General features: G+C 50.2%; 21 protein-coding genes and 1 tRNA gene. 13 read left to right on the forward strand and 9 right to left on the reverse strand.

From position 1 onward, the window contains the following. Positions 1-112: 112 nt before the first annotated feature. The gene (folE, locus tag K7H08_RS01245; RefSeq protein WP_038484772.1) at positions 113-664 is read right to left on the reverse strand and encodes a GTP cyclohydrolase I FolE; all 552 of its coding nucleotides are present in this window, start codon (positions 662-664) and stop codon (positions 113-115) included. A gap of 297 nt (positions 665-961) precedes the next feature. Between folE and K7H08_RS01250 the strand changes: the two genes are divergently transcribed. Continuing rightward, positions 962-1,555, forward strand: a complete 594-nt coding sequence (locus K7H08_RS01250) for a hypothetical protein (RefSeq protein ID WP_120386890.1) — start codon at positions 962-964, stop codon at positions 1,553-1,555. Positions 1,556-1,611: 56 nt separating this feature from the next. On the opposite strand, the gene K7H08_RS01255 is transcribed toward K7H08_RS01250, so the two are convergent. Further along, a complete protein-coding gene (locus K7H08_RS01255) occupies positions 1,612-2,586 on the reverse strand; it encodes a serine/threonine protein kinase (protein ID WP_038484778.1) in 975 nt (324 codons plus the stop codon). Positions 2,587-2,856: 270 nt separating this feature from the next. Then, entirely contained in the window at positions 2,857-3,339 is a 483-nt protein-coding gene (locus tag K7H08_RS01260) for a ComF family protein (protein WP_231656991.1), read from the reverse strand. Positions 3,340-3,425: 86 nt separating this feature from the next. Here K7H08_RS01260 and K7H08_RS01265 point away from each other — a divergent pair. From K7H08_RS01265 to K7H08_RS01275, 3 genes are all read left to right on the forward strand, one after another. Then, positions 3,426-3,510, forward strand: a tRNA-Leu gene (locus K7H08_RS01265). A 158-nt stretch (positions 3,511-3,668) separates the two neighbouring features. After that, positions 3,669-4,298 (forward strand): hypothetical protein, encoded by a 630-nt coding sequence (locus K7H08_RS01270; protein WP_231656992.1) that lies wholly within the window; start codon positions 3,669-3,671, stop codon positions 4,296-4,298. Positions 4,299-4,337: 39 nt separating this feature from the next. Next, positions 4,338-5,378 (forward strand): hypothetical protein, encoded by a 1,041-nt coding sequence (locus tag K7H08_RS01275; protein ID WP_231656993.1) that lies wholly within the window; start codon positions 4,338-4,340, stop codon positions 5,376-5,378. Positions 5,379-5,457: 79 nt separating this feature from the next. Here K7H08_RS01275 and K7H08_RS01280 read toward each other — a convergent pair whose 3' ends face one another. After that, positions 5,458-6,219, reverse strand: coding sequence for an SDR family oxidoreductase (locus tag K7H08_RS01280; RefSeq protein ID WP_038484790.1), 762 nt, complete (start codon positions 6,217-6,219; stop codon positions 5,458-5,460). A gap of 229 nt (positions 6,220-6,448) precedes the next feature. Here K7H08_RS01280 and K7H08_RS01285 point away from each other — a divergent pair, with 229 nt between their 5' ends. From K7H08_RS01285 to K7H08_RS01300, 4 genes are all read left to right on the forward strand, one after another. Beyond that, the gene (locus K7H08_RS01285; RefSeq protein WP_231656994.1) at positions 6,449-6,919 is read left to right on the forward strand and encodes an FxsA family protein; all 471 of its coding nucleotides are present in this window, start codon (positions 6,449-6,451) and stop codon (positions 6,917-6,919) included. 230 nt (positions 6,920-7,149) lie between these two features. Then, positions 7,150-7,443 (forward strand): co-chaperone GroES, encoded by a 294-nt coding sequence (locus K7H08_RS01290; protein WP_038484796.1) that lies wholly within the window; start codon positions 7,150-7,152, stop codon positions 7,441-7,443. Between the two features lie 58 nt (positions 7,444-7,501). Continuing rightward, the gene (gene groL, locus K7H08_RS01295) at positions 7,502-9,145 is read left to right on the forward strand and encodes a chaperonin GroEL (protein ID WP_030072731.1); all 1,644 of its coding nucleotides are present in this window, start codon (positions 7,502-7,504) and stop codon (positions 9,143-9,145) included. A 156-nt stretch (positions 9,146-9,301) separates the two neighbouring features. Then, positions 9,302-10,036 carry an RNA methyltransferase gene (locus tag K7H08_RS01300; protein WP_120386887.1) on the forward strand — a complete coding sequence of 245 codons (735 nt, stop codon included), beginning with the start codon at positions 9,302-9,304 and terminating at the stop codon, positions 10,034-10,036. Between the two features lie 74 nt (positions 10,037-10,110). On the opposite strand, the gene K7H08_RS01305 is transcribed toward K7H08_RS01300, so the two are convergent. The 4 genes from K7H08_RS01305 to fabI all read right to left on the reverse strand — a co-directional run bounded on the left by K7H08_RS01305 (position 10,111) and on the right by fabI (position 15,139). After that, the gene (locus K7H08_RS01305) at positions 10,111-11,457 is read right to left on the reverse strand and encodes a Na+/H+ antiporter family protein (RefSeq protein ID WP_038484802.1); all 1,347 of its coding nucleotides are present in this window, start codon (positions 11,455-11,457) and stop codon (positions 10,111-10,113) included. A 184-nt stretch (positions 11,458-11,641) separates the two neighbouring features. Then, complete coding sequence (locus tag K7H08_RS01310; RefSeq protein ID WP_231656995.1) at positions 11,642-12,877, reverse strand: acetate/propionate family kinase; 1,236 nt, start codon at positions 12,875-12,877, stop codon at positions 11,642-11,644. 2 nt (positions 12,878-12,879) lie between these two features. Beyond that, positions 12,880-14,307 (reverse strand): bifunctional enoyl-CoA hydratase/phosphate acetyltransferase, encoded by a 1,428-nt coding sequence (locus K7H08_RS01315; protein ID WP_231656996.1) that lies wholly within the window; start codon positions 14,305-14,307, stop codon positions 12,880-12,882. 58 nt (positions 14,308-14,365) lie between these two features. Further along, a complete protein-coding gene (fabI, locus tag K7H08_RS01320) occupies positions 14,366-15,139 on the reverse strand; it encodes an enoyl-ACP reductase FabI (RefSeq protein ID WP_038484812.1) in 774 nt (257 codons plus the stop codon). 325 nt (positions 15,140-15,464) lie between these two features. On the opposite strand from fabI, the gene K7H08_RS01325 reads away from it, so the two are divergent. The 4 genes from K7H08_RS01325 to K7H08_RS01335 are packed head-to-tail and all read left to right on the forward strand — an operon-like array spanning position 15,465 to position 18,854. Beyond that, the gene (locus K7H08_RS01325) at positions 15,465-16,673 is read left to right on the forward strand and encodes an MFS transporter (RefSeq protein ID WP_231656997.1); all 1,209 of its coding nucleotides are present in this window, start codon (positions 15,465-15,467) and stop codon (positions 16,671-16,673) included. Then, positions 16,670-16,801 carry a hypothetical protein gene (locus K7H08_RS18345; RefSeq protein WP_269438752.1) on the forward strand — a complete coding sequence of 44 codons (132 nt, stop codon included), beginning with the start codon at positions 16,670-16,672 and terminating at the stop codon, positions 16,799-16,801. The genes K7H08_RS01325 and K7H08_RS18345 overlap by 4 nt, the downstream gene beginning before the upstream one ends. 35 nt (positions 16,802-16,836) lie before the next feature. Then, on the forward strand, positions 16,837-17,286 hold the full coding sequence (locus K7H08_RS01330; RefSeq protein ID WP_038484818.1) for an ion channel: 450 nt from the start codon (positions 16,837-16,839) through the stop codon (positions 17,284-17,286). A gap of 29 nt (positions 17,287-17,315) precedes the next feature. After that, positions 17,316-18,854: a cation:proton antiporter domain-containing protein gene (locus K7H08_RS01335; protein WP_231656998.1), complete on the forward strand. Its 1,539-nt coding sequence runs from the start codon at positions 17,316-17,318 to the stop codon at positions 18,852-18,854. Here K7H08_RS01335 and K7H08_RS01340 read toward each other — a convergent pair. Then, positions 18,851-18,991, reverse strand: coding sequence for a hypothetical protein (locus K7H08_RS01340; protein ID WP_198349692.1), 141 nt, complete (start codon positions 18,989-18,991; stop codon positions 18,851-18,853). The genes K7H08_RS01335 and K7H08_RS01340 overlap by 4 nt on opposite strands. 153 nt (positions 18,992-19,144) lie before the next feature. Here K7H08_RS01340 and mntR point away from each other — a divergent pair, with 153 nt between their 5' ends. Continuing rightward, positions 19,145-19,621, forward strand: coding sequence for a manganese-binding transcriptional regulator MntR (gene mntR / locus K7H08_RS01345; protein ID WP_038484825.1), 477 nt, complete (start codon positions 19,145-19,147; stop codon positions 19,619-19,621). Positions 19,622-19,633: the final 12 nt, after the last annotated feature.

The following is a 19,633-nucleotide window of genomic DNA, read 5'->3' on the forward strand; positions in this document are numbered from 1 at the left end:
TCCTGACCAAATATTGGCCTCACGGGCTCATTGACCTGTTCATGCTAAGACGAAACCGCGTGTTTAACCAAATCTTTGCAATGAAATCTGCCAAAGATTCTTAGCCAATATTTCAACTGATTAACGTTAAGAACTCCTGCCGCGTTGCTTGGTTGCTGCGAAAACTCCCCAGCATCACAGAAGATGTCATGCTTGAATTTTGCTTTTCCACACCGCGCATCATCATACAAAGATGGCGAGCCTCAATCACCACAGCGACACCTCTTGATTGGGTAACTTGCTGCACTGCCTCAGCAATTTCACGCGTCAAGTTCTCTTGAATTTGCATACGCCTAGCATACATATCAACAATACGGGCAAACTTCGAAAGTCCTAGTACTTTTCCGCTAGGCAGATAGGCGATATGGCATTTGCCAATAAAGGGTAGCAAGTGGTGCTCGCACATGGAGTACAGTTCAATGTCTTTTACAAGAACCATTTCATCTGTTTGTGACTCAAATACTGCGCCATTAACAATCTCCTCAAGTGATTGCTGGTAGCCAGCATTCAAGAACTGCATTGCTTTTGCGGCTCTTTTGGGCGTATCACGCAGTCCTTCACGGTCAGGATTTTCACCGATTGCGGCGATAATGTGGCGATAGTGTTGAGCAATGTCGTCGGTCATTTGAAGCCTCATCAAAACTGTACGTGCTAGCCACTGAAAAACGTCTGGACTACTAAAGCGTTTAATCAACAGCGAAATATTGCTATCTATCAATAGCTGAGAGCTGTGCGCCAATCATGTACAAAAAATATACGCTAAACAACTTTTGCACAATAACAAACACCACATCCCGTTATTTTAACGCACCTAACCCTGCTGTGGCAGAGTGCCGCGCACCCCCCTTTGAGACTATTTAAGCTGTGCTATCATGGATCGAACTAGTCAGCTTAATTCGTAGCGCTCATCTGAGAGTTCCTTATGTCATTCAAACCTGCACCGTTTTTCTTAACTGCCCTATTGGGAACTGCATTGGCAACACCCTTGTTAGCCGCCGAACAGACATTAACACTACCTAAAGGTGCCAGTGTCGGTGTCGAGGTCATCGAAGAGTTTGCTTTTACCGACAGCCAATCGCGTTATGAAGATATCTTACTTCATCCCACTCAAGCTGGCAGTGCCTCGCATCAGTTGCCCGAATACTGCGTTTTAGTCGCCAATGCACAGTACACTAATGGACGCATTCGCATTACAACTCAAGACGCAACCTGCATTGAAACACACGATGCTGAAAGCGCTATTTTCACCGGTTCATTTAGTGCCGGTGCGTATGCAGAAGACGGTCAGTATGGTCTTGCCTGTGATGAGTCGCCTTGCACCTTATCGCCAGGCCAAGCATTCGTGGTAACACTGGATGAAAATATCGATATCAACGCTCAAGATAACCCTTCAGCGGAGATTAATGCTGCTCGACGAGAGGCTGATGGAGAAGGCGTAGCCAACCCCATCCCATCAGATCGGCCTGACCCGGATGCAAGCGCTGAAAACCCACGCTCCGTCAATCAACCTGAATAAAACCACGTCACTCATCATCAATGGGGCCGATGCTTAATTAACTACCGTTGCAATTGTTATGCTAGCCAAATAGGCTTTTCAAGCTGTAACAACTGCTGCTCAAGCTGGCGGATGTGCTGATCCCAATAACCGCTCTCCGCCAGCCATGGAAACGCACGAGGAAACGCTGGATCATCCCAGCGAGAAACAAGCCACGCGGTGTATCGGATAAGACGATAAGCCCGCAACGGCTCGATTAGCGACAGCTGTTGTTGCGGAAATGTCTGCTCCTCTTCATAGCCTTCAACAATTTCACTTAGCTGTGCTCGCCAGCCAGATGGATCATCAACGGGTAACAGCATCCATATATCTTGGATAGCGGGCGCCATAAGGCAATCGTCAAAATCCACCAAGGTAAATGATTCATCTCTTCCTAAAACATTGCCCAGATGACAATCACCATGCGTTCGAATCATTTGATTGCTGGCGATGGGGTGCTTTTCAAGATGACGAAGAATTTTCTGTACAACGTTGTGATAAGCGCGCTGCTGATGCTTGCTTAGCCTTTTACTCTCGATAACACGGGCCTCAGCATCATGAATATCGCCCTGCCACTCTAATGTTGGACGGTACACAAACGCCTTTCGTGATGACACTGCATGTAACCGCCCTAACGCATTACCCAATGCAAAAAGATGCGAAGGATTGTCTAACTCAGGCGCTTGACCACTGCATTGAGGGTAAAGCGTGAAGCGAAATTGCTGGTAAGTATGGAGTGATTTGCCATGCTGATCCCGCCAGGGCGCAACAACGGGCACATTAGCAGCAGCCAACTCTTGAAGAAAATCATGCTCTTCCTGAATGACCTCATCTGCCCAACGATCAGGACGATAGAACTTCACAACCCAGCGCTTACCGTCATCGTCACGAAACATCAGCACTCGATTTTCATAGCTATTAAGTGCAAACGGTTCGCCAGCTGGCCAAATCCCAACAGACTCCGCAGCAGACATCACTGTGTCCGGAGAAAGCGTACTAAACGGGTGTGGCATATACCGCTCCTGTGCAAATTAAGCCTGCATTCTATCAATTATGCACCAGAGGTGTTCGAGCAACTGCCCAAACATCGACACGTTTAGCCCCCGCACGAAGCGCTGCTTCAGCAAGTGCTTGGCAGGTCGCGCCAGTAGTAACAACGTCGTCAATAATCGTGAGATGTGATTGGAGTGGACCATTAATATGAAAGGCACCTACTAAATTTTTTGCTCGCTCATTTCTGTTTAACGTCCGTTGAGAAGGCAGCTGTTGACGACATTCAGCCGTTAACACGGGCAATTTGCCCGCTTGCCTAGTTGATCAGCCAACCAGCGAGACTGATTAAAACCACGCTGCCGCGCTCGAGTGGTATGCATCGGTACAGGCAAGAGACCTCCTCCCAAATAGCTGGGAGCTTTACTCATCATCAGCTCTACCAGCAACATTCCCGCACGGGGCGACGCATTAAATTTAAAGTCATGAACTAACTCTCTTATAGGCTCTTCAAATAAAAGCTCCACCGTCGCGACGGTAAACGCTGGAGGGTTCTCTCTGCAGTGACCACAAACAGATTGAACGGATGCTACGCCCCCAACACCCCAAGGCTCTTTACACTGCCAGCAGCTATTGGCATTCCATGGCAACTGTTCAAAACACTCCTGGCACCAACCACCACTGGTTTGCCCAGGAGAAAGGCAAAACGCGCAGTAGCCTGGCAGCCCCTTTTTGGCCCAAGTGTTTGCACCATGTACCAACCGCGTCAGAAACATACTTTTCCCAGACTGGTTTAATTAACAATTTTAATGATACACCGTTGACATTAATACGAATGCTGTTAATATACGCCTCGTCTTCAGCGGATGTGGTGGAATTGGTAGACACGCTAGATTTAGGTTCTAGTGCCGTAAGGTGTGGGAGTTCGAGTCTCCCCATCCGCACCAATTTAAAGGTCTTTACCTTCGAAAAATTCGGTAGCTTCATGCTAACCGAATTTTTTTGTTTTACGACCCCAGCATTACTCAACTAGCTGACCCCAACCTCTTTTTGAGCTACGTTAGCAGTTATCAATGCCACTTTGATTTGAGAAGGATCTCAACCCATGGAATGGCTTAAAGATAACGCCCAAGCAATCTCTGCGATTGCCAGCATCTGCACCCTTCTTGTCTGGGTATTTTATGCCCAACTGCTTTACAACGGCTATGTCCGCCAGCGACGCCCTAGGATTATCGTTAACAGAGGCAAGGGTGTTGGCAAAGACGCGCTCTGCTTGATAAGCAACATGAGCAGTGAAGCCATTTATATTCAGCATTTAGTTGCTGTATTACACACGAATGAGCACAGCTATGAGCTTGATGTTGTGGAATATCAGCAGCAAAGCGGCGATGATGAAAAAGCAGGTTATCGGACACACCAAGGCCCCCTAGCGTCGGGCGACTATCTTCACATACAATCCTTTGGCGCTATCTTGCAGCAACTTATCCGCCACTATGGTATTGATAAGCACTCTTTAAGACAGCATACGCCTCAACTCGAAATACGCGTCATCGCTATTTATAGCTCTGAAGATATGCCTGTCGGCGCAACACGCCACTTTGAATTAAACTTGTCAGCCGACCCGCTTCAACAACTAACCCCGCTGCAGGTCGATACGAAACGTATGACCAGCCGCCGGGAAAGACAACGCGTACTGCAATGGGCTAAAGATATTGAAATGTACAAAGCAAAATAACAAATCGCATTCGGACAACATTCTTCTAGGGACCCTTCGATGAAATCAGTGCTCGCTGTCGTTTGCCTTGGCGTATTTTGTGCACTGTCGCCACTCTCTTATTCTACTGAAACCTCTATTGCTGGAGCTACCACTGCAGAGACCTATGCTATTGAGGAGGAAGATAGCGACTTACCGGAGTGGGCTGAAGCGCGCGTTGAGCCATTTCGAGCAAGCATTGGCAACTGGGTAGACAACACATCAAGAAACATTGACTCTTTTTTTGGTGGTGATCAATCAGCTTCTGTCGATAACAGATCTTACCTCCGCCTTGGCCAGGAAATTGACTGGATGGAAGGCGAAGGCACTAGCGGAGACATTAGCGTGCGTTATCGCATCGATCTTCCCACGACAGAAGACCGCCTTCGCTTAATCATCGAAAGTGATCCAGAAGAATCACAAGGCACGTTGGCTGATCAAGGCTCTGGGCGGCTCTATAACGATCAGCGCGATCGTAGAACATCGACATTCGGCCTTGATTGGTTAGAAAGTAGAGACAAACGTGAGAACTGGAGCAACCGCTTTGGCGCTGGCGTACGCCTTCGTCTGCCTCTTGACCCCTATGTCCGCTTTACCAGCGAACGCCTGTGGGACTTTAAGGATAGCCCCTGGCAGCTAGAATCATTCAATCGACTATCCTGGTTTAACAACTCAGGTTATTCAGCACGCACCGAGTGGGATTTTGGCCGCCCGCTTTCCACCAATCGCCACCTGCGATTTATCACCAATGTGCAATGGCGTGAAGAGGAAGACACGCTTGAATACAGTGAGGTAGTGCAGCTAAACCAGCGTTTGAACCGCCGTAGTGCACTTCGCTATTCAGCTATCGCTATTGGCGAAAGCCTGTCTAACCCACGAATGACAAACTACTACCTGCAAACTCGCTACCGCAGAGATATTCATAAAGGAATACTGTTTGCAGATGTCATTCCAGAACTGCATTTTCAGAGAGAGGTTAGCTACGACCCGCGCTGGGCGATGACATTACGGGTAGAAATGTATTTCCAGCGCGAACTCCAGCGCGATTACTTCCACTTCTAGCAATTAGTGGCCCACCGCGAACACGCGATAGGCCACTGGCAGTTCAGCCAATGGGCTATTAGCTGGTTGCTACCGTTATTTAAAGCCGCAAACCACCGTCGCACTCGATAATTCGCGCCGTGAAGTAATCATTTTCAAAAATGAAGGCAACGCTTTTCGCGATGTCATCCGGATTACCCAACCGCTTAAGAGGCACACTGGAAGAGATTCTTTCCAACATATCGGGGCGCATGGAAGCTGTCATGTCGGTTTCAACAAACCCTGGCGCTACGGTCCCAGTGCGAATACCGTAACGGGCAAGCTCTTTGCCCCAGGTAACTGTCAACGCATGGACACCAGCTTTAGCAGCAGCATAGTTACTTTGCCCCATATTTCCGGCTCGGGAAATACTTGAAATATTGACAATAACGCCCTGGTGCCCAGCTTCTACCATCTGCGTTGCCGCTTCCCGGCCGCACAGAAAAACGCCGGTTAAATTGACATCAAGCACTTTCTGCCAAGCAGATAGCGACATACGTTTTTCAACCACCCCTTCTTTTGCTTTGATCAGCAAGCCATCGTCAGTGATCCCTGCATTATTAATACAACCGCCTACCGGTCCCATGCGGGCCGCAATGTCAGCAAATGCCTGCTGCACTGACTGCTCATCAGCCACATTGGTCACAAATGCGTGTGCTTGAATATCTTGAGACGCTAACGCTGATACCGCCTCATCCAATGCTGCTGCACTCATATCCAAAAGCGCCAACCGAGCACCTTGCTTGCCTAGCCGCTCCGCCATAGCAAAGCCCAGACCGCGAGCTCCCCCGGTAATCGCGATCACTTTATTTGTCAGGTTCATCTGATTCTCCTTAGGCCGATACTTATAAAGACCGATACTTTAAATTGCTTGCTAAGCGCTACCTATATCGCCTCGTAAAATGGCGCCATTGTGCATCGCAGCATAGAAGCTATTGAGCGAAATATCGAGCATTAGAACACATACGCAAACAAGCTAACCGAACGCTGGCTGCTTGTTTTCGTGAATTCTGCCACCATATTGACGAATTACGTTTGTTATGGAGTCTGTCATGCCCATTCTTCTTTTTATATCGCTGTTTACGTTAGTTGATTTTGTACTACTGTTTTCGATCGGTAGCCAAATTGGTTTATTAACCACTCTGCTTCTCGTACTGGGCACTGGTTTCATTGGACTACACCTAATTCGCAAAGAGGGTGTTTCCACTCTGGCGCGCGCGCGACAGCGCATGCAAGTGGGCGAAATTCCCTCTCAAGAACTGTTTACCGGGGCCGCTCTGATTTTCGGCGGTGCCCTACTTTTAGCCCCAGGCTTTCTCTCTGACGCGCTAGGTATCGCCTGCCTGCTGCCTAACGCTCGCCAGTTAATATTTAAAGCCCTCACCTGGCTAGGCTTAAAAAGCACTGCTGACCAACAGCAGCAAGCAAGCTACGAACAGGCCCAGACATCACACTCAAGCAGTCAAGAAGGGCCGATTGAAGGTGAATTCATTAGCCGCGATGAAACAGCAAGGCGGCGCTGAAGGCTCATCGAAGAAGAATGCCAAAAAACCACATTTTTTTATCACTTACCCCTTGAAAGACTACGAGCAGCCCCCACTTTTGAGTCAGCACACAAGTTCGGCGGATGCACTAGCTTTCGCCATTAACATGAAGGTGACTTACCTTCACTTTTCGCGGGCAAGAGGCCCACGAAAATCTCATTTAGCTAACTGCCCTTATGGGCTTTGACGATACTCAGGAGAACGTGAGCATGAATATCCGTCCTTTGCACGATCGCGTCGTTGTTCGTCGCGTGGAAGAAGAGCAGAAAACCGCTGGCGGCATCGTGCTTCCGGGCAACGCCCAGGAAAAACCCACTCGCGGTGAAATCCTGGCGGTTGGTAATGGTCGCATTCTCGACAACGGTGACGTTCGCCCGTTGGACGTTAAAGTTGGCGACTCGGTGATTTTCAAAGACGGTTTCGGCGTTGAGAAACAGAAAATCAACGGCGAAGAAGTTCTGATCATGAGCGAAGCCGATATCTTGGCAGTCGTCGAAGGCTAAATCTCGCCTCGACTACTTACTTTTCCTTTTAAATTTCAATGTTTAGGAAATAACGAACATGGCAGCTAAGCAAGTTAAGTTCTCCGATGATGCACGCAAACGCATGGCACGTGGCGTTGACGTTCTGGCCAACGCAGTAAAAGTTACCCTCGGTCCGAAAGGCCGTAACGTGGTACTGGACAAGTCCTTCGGCGCACCGACCGTTACCAAAGATGGTGTATCGGTTGCCAAAGAGATCGAACTGAAAGACAAGTTCGAAAACATGGGCGCGCAGATGGTTAAGGAAGTTGCTTCCAAAACGTCTGACGCTGCAGGCGACGGTACCACTACGGCAACGGTTCTGGCTCAAGCAATTGTCGCAGAAGGCTTGAAAGGCGTTACTGCGGGCATGAACCCGATGGATCTTAAGCGCGGTATCGACCAAGCGGTTAGCGCAGCGGTTAAAGAGATTCAGGCAATGTCTGTTCCTTGCACCGACACCAAGTCGATTGCTCAGGTAGGCACAATCTCTGCGAACGGCGACAAGCGCATTGGCGAGATCATCGCTGAAGCGATGGAAAAAGTCGGTAAAGAAGGCGTCATCACCGTTGATGAAGGCCGTGGCTTCGAAGACGAGCTGGAAGTCGTTGAAGGTATGCAGTTTGATCGCGGCTACCTCTCGCCCTACTTCGTTACCAACCAAGACACCATGGCTGTCGAGCTGGAAGACCCTTACATCCTGCTCGTAGACAAGAAAATCTCCAACATCCGCGAATTACTGCCGGTGCTGGAAGCGGTTGCTAAGCAAGGTAAACCGCTCGCGATTATCGCTGAAGATATCGAAGGCGAAGCGCTAGCAACGCTGGTTGTGAACAATATGCGCGGCATCGTTAAAGTTGCTGCAGCTAAAGCACCTGGCTTCGGCGACCGTCGCAAAGCGATGCTGCAGGATATCGCTATCCTGACTAACGGCACCGTGATTTCTGAGGAAGTTGGCCTGACGCTTGAGCAAGCGAACCTGGATCACCTGGGTACCGCTAAGCGCATGACGATGTCTAAAGAAAACACCACCATCATCGATGGCGCTGGTGTCGAAAATGACATCGAAGCACGCGTTAACCAGATCCGTGCGCAAATCGAAGAAACCTCTTCTGATTACGACAAAGAGAAGCTGCAAGAGCGCGTTGCCAAGCTGGCAGGCGGTGTTGCTGTTATTCGCGTCGGTGCGGCTACCGAAGTAGAAATGAAAGAGAAGAAAGCTCGTGTTGAAGATGCGCTGCACTCAACCCGCGCTGCAGTAGAAGAAGGCGTTGTACCTGGTGGCGGTACTGCACTGGTTCGCGTCATGGCTAAAGTACAGGGCCTGACTGGCGACAACGAAGACCAGAACCATGGTATCAACATGGCGCTGCGCGCTATGCAGTCTCCGCTGCGTCAGATTGTTACCAACGCCGGTGAAGAAGCTGCTGTTGTTATCAACCGCGTTAAAGATGGTGAAGGCAACTTCGGCTATAACGCGCAAACGGGTGAGTACGGCGACCTGTTCGAAATGGGTGTTCTGGACCCGGCTAAAGTAACCCGTACTGCACTGCAGTCCGCTGGTTCTGTCGCTGGCCTGATGATCACCACTGAGTGCATGATCGCTGACGACCCTGAAGAGAAAGACGCTGCTCCAGACATGGGTGGCATGGGCGGAATGGGTGGCATGGGCGGCATGATGTAATGCAACCCTGAGCCTATCGCTCTGACGTTTAACGTCGCTAAGAACCCCGCCATGGCGGGGTTCTTTTATTTGGCAATGCCCCTCTCTAGCTCTAACGGTCGTTAAAATCATGCTACCATCAGCGCCTTTATCCGGCAGCTGTAGGTCTTCATTACCGTGCTCTCCAATATTCGCATCGTACTAGTGCAAACCTTCCACCCAGGCAACATTGGCGCTACCGCTCGCGCGATGAAAACCATGGGCTTATCCGAGCTCTTACTGGTTAATCCGCGCGCATTCCCAGATGACGAAGCAACTCGCATGGCAGCGGGTGCAACAGATGTGCTTGAAAATGCCCGTTGTGTAAGCAGCCTTGAAGAAGCGGTTAGTGATTGCGTACAGGTGGTCGGTGCAAGCGCAAGGCTCCGCAGCCTGCCACTTCCGCATTTCGATGAACCTGATGACATGGCGCAGCAGGTGATTGAGAACGCCGCACAAGCGCCGGTTGCACTCGTATTCGGGCGTGAGCGCTCAGGTCTCACTAACGACGAAATACGTTGCTGCACACACCAAGTCAGCATACCTGCCAACCCTGAATACGGTATTTTAAATCTATCACAGGCCGTGCAGATTTTAGCCTATGAAGTACACCGTGCTTGGCGGAAGCGCGATGATAATCACTTCATGTACCAACGGCCACTTGAAGCCACGCCGCCCAGCCGTGAGCAGTTTGTGCACTTCCAGGAGCATCTTGGACGCCTGATGCAGCAAAGTGGCTTTCTTACCCAGCCCCATGCCCGCACTGAAGAACAGCTGCAGGCGCTGTTCTCCCGCGCCCAACCCAGCCGCAAGGAACTCTCCTTACTTCGCGGCCTGCTCAGCGCTTTCGAGACACATCTACCTGGGCAATAATCATGGTTTTAGTATAAAAAAGGGCAGCTCATGGCTGCCCTTCTTGGTCTGCGTGTTGGTTTGCGTGAAAAAACTTAAAGCGACATCGCTGCCAACCACCCAAAAGCAATCAGCGGTATATTGTAGTGCAGGAAGGTAGGCACCACGCTGTCCCACATATGATCATGCTGTCCATCAACATTTAGACCTGACGTTGGCCCCAGCGTGGAATCAGACGCTGGCGATCCCGCATCGCCCAGTGCAGCCGCCGTACCAACCAGTACAACCGTCGCCATTGGCGAGAAACCGAACTGCACCGCCAGCGGTACAAAAATCGCTGCGATAATGGGAATGGTTGAAAACGATGAGCCAATCCCCAGGGTAATAAACAAGCCTACCAGCAGCATAACAAACGCCGCTAAACCGCGGTTATCACCAAACAGTTCAAACGCACCTGTCACTAGCGACTCGATATCCCCTGTCGCCTTCATTACTTCTGCAAAGCCCGCTGCTGAAATCATGATGAAGCCGATCAACGCCATCATGCGCATACCACTGGTAAATAGATCGTCTGCTTCACGCCACTTAAAAATACCGCCCAGCGAAAGCAAACCAATCCCCACTAGCCCACCAATAATCATAGAGCCGGTATAAAGCTGTAAACCTAATGCAGCCACAATAGCCACGCCCGACATCACAAGCCCAAACGTATGAGGCTTTGCAGGCGAGTGACCTTGGTGGGCATTAGTCGCCACTAGATCTTTATTAGTATATTCACGCTGCCCACGGTAGCTGAAAAAAAGTGCTACAAGTAAGCCAATGGCCATTCCTCCTACCGGAATAGCCATTGCCATGGGCACCATGCCCCGGGTAATTTCCAAGCCCAGTGACTCGCCAGCGCTATTTAAATTTGCCAGCAGAATATCATTCAAAAAGATCGCGCCAAAACCAACAGGTAGCAGCATATACGGAGCGGTTAACCCAAAGGTAAGTGCACAAGCCACCGCACGGCGGTCAAGTTGGAGGCGATTCATTACCACTAACAACGGCGGAATCAGCACCGGGATAAACGCTATATGCACCGGAATGGCGTTTTGTGATGAGATAGCCACTAAGAGCACTGCGACGAGCAAAAACATCTTTACCCGTGCCTGATGTGCCGCAGTCGCTTCTTTTCCCAACATTGTAATCAGGCGATTGGCCAGCATATCTGGAAGCCCTGAACGGGAAATAGCCACCGCAAAGGCCCCAAGCGTGGCATAAGCAAGGGCTACTTGCGCGCCTCCACCAACACCATCATTGAATGCACTGAGCGTTTCATCCAACGAAAGACCGCCAACCAAGCCTCCAACCAGCGCGCCTACAACCAGTGCAAACACCACGGATACCCGAGCAAGCGAAAGCGCCACCATGACTAGCACAGCAAGAATTACCGCGTTCATTAAGATTCCCAGTTAGATAAGTGAGTGAGCTTACAAAAACTGGGGATTCTATCAGATCAGTGGTTTCTCGGTAGCGGTAATGACAGTAGTAATCACCACAACAATGACAACACTCAACCCTCTCTACGGTCAGTGGCTCAAGTAATCTCCTGGGCACTATCAGGTGGCAGAATTAAAACTCGGTTTAATCCGCCCTATTGAGAAGCGCTAGGCAATCACTGGCTATCACTCGCTCTTCATCGGTTGGAATGACCCAAACGCCCACACGGCTACTTGGAAAAGAGATGCAACAGGCATCGCGCTTATTGGCTGTTTCATCAAGCTGCATACCCAACCAGTCACACTGCGCCACAATACGTGCACGCACAGGTGCTGCATGCTCACCAATACCGGCGGTGAATACCAATTGATCAAGCCCGCCCAGAGCGCCAGCTAAGCTGGCGATTTCCCGCGCGGCGCGATAGCAGTAAAGCTCAACAGCCTCTTCGGCTTCAGGGGTATCACTTGCAAGCAACTCGCGCATATCGCTACTTATTCCGGAGACACCGAGCAGTCCTGAACGCTTGTATAAAAGCGTCGACACGTCCTCAACACTCATTTCTTCATGACCAATTAAGTGAAGCACCAACCCTGGATCCAAAGCACCAGAACGTGTCCCCATAGGCAGTCCATCAAGCGCAGTAAAGCCCATGCTTGAGGCTACGCTGACGCCATCGCGGATAGCACACATACTGGCACCATTACCCAAATGCGCCACCACCACCCGTGAACGGGGTGCATCATCCGGTAATACATTGGCTAGCGTGCGCTGAATATAATCGTAGGAAAGGCCGTGGAAGCCGTAACGTATCAACCCCTTGGCAGTCAATTCCCGCGGCAAAGCAAACTGCCGAGCCACCCAGGGCTGATGAGCATGAAACGCGGTATCGAAACATGCGATCTGTGGAACGTCTGGCAGCTGCGCCATCAGTAATTTGATAGGTGCAAGTCCATGAGGCTGATGCAGCGGCGCTAAGCTTGAAAATTTTTCCAACTCGATCACGTCGTTAGCGCTTAACCTAGTCGCTTCATAGTAGGTTTGGCCGCCATGAACAACGCGATGCCCAATGGCAACCAGAGTACCTTTATCCTCACGCTGCTCAAGCCATGCCATCAACTTTGTAATGGCCTCTTCATGGTTTATTGCCGGGGTTAGCCCCAGCGCCTCCAGAGTTTGCAAACCATAGCGATGCGGGGGCTGCCCAGGTTCGCGATGCGCTAACGACACGCGACATTGCGACGTTGCCAAGCCCGAAAAATGGCCGCTATAGGCGAGCGTCAACGCCTCCTGAGTTCCACTGGCAGCGTCTTCAGCAGTGATATGATAAAGAGCAAACTTGACGCTGGAAGAACCACTATTCAGCACCAGTATTTCCTGCATGATTATGCTCCTGAAGGACTACTTAGTAGGCTCCGACGCTGATAGTCAGCTAGTAGTAACGCTAATGCACTGGATGCCATGCGCGTCAATGCATCATCCGCGCGGCTTGTCAGCATGATCGGTACCCTAGCGCCGACGACAACGCCCGCCCCCGTCGCATCTGCCAGGTGAGTAAGTTGCTTCATCAACATATTGGCCGCTTCAAGATCTGGTGCAAGTAGGATGTCGGCGCGCCCTGCCACTGGCGAAATGATGCCTTTGGTTCTCGCCGCCGCTTCTGAGACAGCATTGTCGAAAGCCAGCGGCCCATCTAAGGTGCCACCGCTAATCTGGCCACGTTCAGCCATCTTACACAGGGCCGCCGCATCAATCGTAGAAGTGATTTTGGGGTTGACGGTCTCAACAGCAGATAGAATCGCCACACGGGGATTGTCGTTACCCAACGCGTGAGCCAACTCAATCGCGTTTTGAACAATATCGCGTTTTTCAGCCAGCTTAGGATAGATATTGATCGCCGCATCCGTGATTAACAATGGTCGCGGGTAGGTTGGCACATCAAAGGCCATCACATGACTTAGGCACCGCTCGGTACGCAACCCTGTGTCGCGCTTAAGCACTTCACGTAAAAGCTCATCGGTGTGCAGCGCACCTTTCATCAACGCGCCTACGCGGCCCTGACGTGCTAATGCCACCGCTTGTTCAGCAGCCGCGTGACTGTGGGGAACATCTACCAGCTCAAACGCGCTAATATCCACCTCGGCTTTTTCAGCGGCGAGCTGTATTTTCCCTTTAGGCCCAACCAGCACAGGAATAATCAAACCTTGGGCCGCAGATTCAACCGCACCACAAATGGCGCTTTGATCTACTGGATGAACGACTGCGGTGGGCATTGGCTCTGGATGATCGGCAGCGGTTAGAATCTCATGCAACCTGCCACGCTCGGTTAAACGCACTTTGGGCAGCAACGCGCGAGGCCGTTGAATTTTTTTAATCGGTGCCAATACGCTAGCGTCACCTTCAATGACCGTATCACCGCGTTGATTTTCGCAACGGCAGGCAAAGGTGATCCTATGGTGCTGATCGTCTTTTTCGATAGCCCGCACGGATACCCGCAGTACATCCCCCAGCCTTACGGGTGCCTTAAACTGCAACGACTGGGTAAGATAGACCGTGCCCGGTCCGGGCAGCTGCGTTCCCAGCACAGTGGATATCAGCGCGCCGCCCCACATGCCATGAGCAATGACTTCCTGAAAACGGCTGCTCTTAGCAAAGTCGCTGTCGACGTGTGACGGATTAATGTCACCTGACATCACAGCAAACAGTTTGATGTCCTCCATGGTCAGGCGTTTTTCTAGGTGGGCTTCATCACCGACCGTTATTTCGTCATAGGTGCGATTTTCAATTAGATCATTAGCGTCATTGGCCGACATCGAGTGACTCCTTTAAACCACTTCCTTAAACTAGGAAACTTCCTTAATCACCCAAACGTTAGAAGCGAATATGGTGGCCTGCATCTACGTAGTGGGTTAAACCCGTCAGTGATGCTCCAGCATCAGAGGCGAGATAAACGACGGCATTGCCGACATCCTGCACGCTGGCCAAGCGACGTAATGGTGAGCGCGTTTCGCCGTCATAGGCCAACTCATCAAACGCCTTAAGTCCAGATGCTGCCCGTGTGCGAATAGCGCCAGGCGATACCGCATGAACACGGATACCTTGAGGGCCAAGTTCGGCAGCCATATAGCGCGTGGCAGACTCCAATGCGGCTTTCACGGGGCCCATTAAGTTGTAGTTATCAACGACCTTCTCCGCTCCGTAGTACGTCATATTGAACAGACTTCCGCCCTCTTTCATCAGCGGCTCGGCATGCTTGGCCATGCGAATGAAGGAGTGGCAAGAGATATCCATAGCGAGTGCAAACCCCTCTTTGGAACAGTCAACTACTCGTCCGTGTAAGTCATCAAGGGGAGCATAGGCAATCGAGTGGACGACAAAGTCTAGCCGGCCCCAGCGCTTGCGCGCGCGAGCGAATAACGCATCCAACTGATCATTGTGTTGCACATCACACAGCATTAATTCCGGCTCCCCCATATCGCCTACCAGCGGCGTGACAAACTTTTCGGCATTGGGAGAAGCGTAGGTCACTAAGCACTCAGCACCGGCGTGATGCAGCGCCTGGGCACAGCCAAAAGCGATACTGTCTTGATTAGCAAGGCCAGCAACAATCCCGACCTTGCCTTGCATAGAAAAAGGATTCAGCACCACTGGCCTCCTACTAATCAATTATGAAAAATAAGCCTACACCAACAAATGAAGAGGTTCGTCGGTATAACCCACACCTACCTGTCCTAACGTAAGCATTTTTTATGTCATTTAAGCGTCGCTAATAAACGTGGATCATTTGTGATACAAAACGTACGACTTTAGTCAAAGCACACTTGTTGCTTTGCAACATACTACCTAGTATGCCGCCCTCAACTTATTACCGACACTGCTAATTCGTACGACAGTTGATAGCTTCTAAAAAAATCCGACCCGTGAGATAGTTAGTTAACGCGTTAACAAACTACATAATAAGGGACGTAAAATGGTATTGCCGCGACATCGCACGCTACTCTTTATCGTGCTAGCAAGCTTGGTTATTTCCACTGCTATGGGTCTTCGACATGGTTTTGGGCTTTTCCTTGAGCCGATGAGCAGCGATTTCGGCTGGGGGCGCGGCGTGTTTGCCTTTGCCCTTGCGGTTCAAAACCTAATTTGGGGGCTCTCTCAGCCTTTCACCGGTGCGCTGGCTGACCGTTTCGGAGCGGCGAGAATTATTGTCATAGGGGCCATTTTATATGTAGCTGGACTGTACTTTATGAGCCTTTCCACCAGCGCATTAGGCATGACTCTAAGCGCTGGTTTCCTCATTGGGTTAGGCCTATCCGGCACTACATTTTCAGTAATTTTGGGCGCAGTGGGACGCGCTGTGGCCCCCGAAAAACGCAGTATGGCGATGGGCATTGTCAGTGCCGCTGGCTCTTTTGGACAATTCGCGATGTTACCCGGCACACTAGGGCTAATTGAGTGGCTTGGCTGGTCAGCAGCTCTTCTAGCTATGGGTGCCATTGCGGCGCTGATGATTCCCCTGGGGGCGATGTTAAAAGACCGTCCAAGTCCCAGCGCGCTGGGTGATTTAAGCTTACGCGACGCACTCAATGAGGCGGTCGGGCAGAAAGGCTTTTGGCTACTGTGCCTCGGTTTTTTCGTTTGCGGCTTCCAGGTTGTATTTATTGCTGTCCATCTACCTGGGTATTTATTCGATAACGGTCTGGCCATTCAGGTGGGCACCACAGTGTTGGCACTGGTCGGTTTGTTCAACATTGTGGGTACCTACACGGCAGGATGGATGGGAGGAATTTGGTCAAAACCGCGCCTACTTAGCTGGTTATACTTAATTCGCGGCGCGATAATTGCCGCTTTTGTCATGTTGCCGCTGACCTCTACCAGTGCTTATTTATTTGGTATCGCCATGGGCCTACTTTGGCTCTCAACCGTGCCGTTAACCAACGGCATTGTGGCGTCTGTATTTGGTGTTCGCCATTTATCCATGCTGGGCGGCATTGTATTCTTATTTCACCAGCTAGGATCATTTATGGGTGTCTGGCTTGGCGGATATCTTTATGATCTCACTGGCCATTATGACACTGTCTGGAAGATTGCCATTGTGCTCTCACTGGTCGCCGCTGGTCTGCACTGGTTTATTAGCGAAAAACCGTTAGCACGAAACGTCGCCCCTCAGGTGGTCTCATGAAGCAACTAACAGCGTTTACACTGTTGATCGTACTAGCAACGCTACTGCTGGGCGGGGTGGTGCTAGCCTGGTGGGGCTGGCACTCTTTAGATGGCTCGCTGCTGCTATTTGGCAGTCGATTGTGCTGAACATTTTCTCATAGCGACTTTGGGATTCTTACTACTTGACCATTCCATACCCCGAACATTTGGTCGTCGTAATAACTACTTTCATCGCTGTGGTACTAGCGGTGCTGCTTCACTACGAATCACTGTGGCTTATCTCACGACAAATTGAACGATCACATAAGCCTCATCGCCAGCGTATCCTTGGTATGGCATTTGGTGTTTTATTGACGCACGTTGCCGAAATTTGGCTGTTTGGTATGACCGGATGGTGGCTAACAGCGCTCAACGGTATTGGCGCCCTGCAAGGTTATGACAGCTTTAATCTATTAGATTATATATTCTTTTCTGCCGTCACCTACACCACAGTCGGTTATGGGGATATTTATGCAACAGGCCCCGTTCGATTCCTATACGGAACGCTGGCATTAACAGGCTTTGTCCTGATCACTTGGTCGGCATCGTTCACCTTTATTGAAATGCAAAAACATTGGCGGGTGGGAAGATAACCTAGCCACCTTTATGTTAGGGATTCAGCATGTTTGAAGTGCTTATTTTATCGTTTGCTCTTGTCTTCGGGATTATTGCCCGTCAGCTTAGCTTACCGCCCTTGGTGGGCTTTTTGGCTGCCGGGTTTGCACTCAACGCCTTCGGCCCTAGCGTTGGCCTGCCCAGTGAAGCAGGTCCATTACTAGAACATCTTGCCCACTTAGGCGTTCTATTGCTGCTCTTTACCATTGGCCTAAAACTTAACGTGAAGAGCCTTGCTGAGCCCGTCGTGCTTGGAAGCGCATTTATACACCTAGCCATTACCTGCTTATTTTTTACGATTGGCTTCGTCGTGTTTTTATCGCTATCTATGGATAAGGCAATATTGCTTGCCATTGCTCTGTCATTTTCAAGCACCGTTCTTGCCGCTAAGGTACTTGAGGCGAAGCGAGAATTGCGGGCTCTCCATGGCCGAATTGCCATCGGTATTTTAATTATTCAAGACTTGGTCGCCATTGCAGTACTCAGCTTTTATAGTGGCCAGACCCCCAGCTCGTGGGCACTACTGGTATTTTTACTACCACTACTTAGACCCCTTCTTTATTGGTTAATGAGTATTGCCCAACACGATGAGCTGCTGGTACTGCTAGGCGCTGTGCTAGCAATTGCTATCGGTGGAATGGGATTTGAAGCCGTCGGGTTAAGCTCAGAGGTAGGTGCCTTAGTCATGGGTCTATTGCTTGCCAAACACCCGCGCGCCCAGGAGCTTTCAAAGGCGCTATGGGGAATAAAGGAAATGCTCCTAATCAGCTTTTTCTTACAAATAGGAATGGCTGGGCTACCCGACACCAATGCCTTGATTTTTGCTGGAGTTCTCGCCTTAGCACTGCCCTTAAAAGGACTATTATTTTTTGCGCTGTTGATCGCATTTCGTATCCGGGCACGTAACGCTTTTCTGGGAGGTTTAAGCCTAACTGCCTACAGTGAATTTGGCCTAATCGTTGCCTCTAGTATTTTAGAGGAGTGGTTGGTACCGCTCGCCATCGCTGTCGCATTATCTTTTGTCATTTCGGCACCTCTAAACCGCTTGGCTCATGGACTTTTCGATCGCTGGGAAAGGTCGTTAACACGCTTTGAGCGTGATACACGCCATCCAGATGAACAACCCGTTAATATCGGTAATGCTACCGTGTTAATACTTGGAATGGGACGCACAGGTAGCGCTGCCTACGACTTTTTTAACGATAAGGGGGTGTCAGTTGCGGGTATTGATTCTGATCCTAATAAATCGGAACACAAACGCCACGTCTACTATGGCGATATAGAAGACGTGGGATTTTGGCATCAATTAGATATTTCCAAGCTGTTGGCAGTAACGTTGGCCACCCCAGAGCTTGAAAGTAAATTAATTGCAACTCGCGAGCTGCGTAAAGCAGGCTTTACTGGACAGCTGCTTGCGGGCATACACTTTCAGGATGAAGCAGCCCCATTACATGAGGCAGGTGTCGACCAAACCTACTTATTAATGACAGGGGCTGGTATTGGCATCGCAGAGAAGGCATGGGAAAGTCTCCAATATCGCTCTTAAGCGTTATCGGCAGTACCGATCTTACGATGCCCCCATAAGCGCATTAACACGCTGTGCCTGGGTGAAAACAACAGGATCAGGAAAAAGCAGCAAGTCGCTACTAGCACAATGATTAACCAGCCATACTGCTTGGTCATTATTTCTTCCTCCTGTGCTAGGATCCCAATAAGTACAGCTGCAGCTCAACAAAAAAGCTTTATGTAAACAGTTTAGCCATGGCTAACAATTATCTAAAAAAATGCGCTACCATCACTAATTAACGTTTCCACTAACCTTGATAAATTTTGCCAATGAGTGAATACCAACAGCAACACTCTCCTACCGCATACGGCCAAGATGGAGATGCGCTACCGCCAGTGGAACAGCATGCACAGCAGTATGAGACGGTGCGTAATGCCCACGAAACGGAACTGATCGAAGATTATGTCGAGTTAATCGGCGACTTATTACGCCACCGTGGAGAGGCTCGCGCAGCCGATATCGCCACCCGAATGGCCGTTAGCCAAGCTACCGTCTCTAAAATGATTCGCCGCCTGAATGAGCTGGGCCTAGTGACAAGCAAGCCCTATCGCTCGCTCTTCTTGACCGAAGAAGGGCAAAAAATGGCCGAAATTTCCCGGTCACGCCACGATGTGGTGCTGCATTTCTTGCGTGCCCTTGGAGTTGATGACAGCACAGCGCGTATTGATGCAGAGGGCATGGAGCATCATGTTAGTGATAAAACACTCACGATCATGCAGCGCTTCACCGAGCAACAGCGAACATAATTACTCTACTGA

The sequence above is a fragment of the Halomonas sp. IOP_6 genome (assembly GCF_021151565.1).
Taxonomy (GTDB): Bacteria; Pseudomonadota; Gammaproteobacteria; order Pseudomonadales; family Halomonadaceae; genus Vreelandella; species Vreelandella alkaliphila.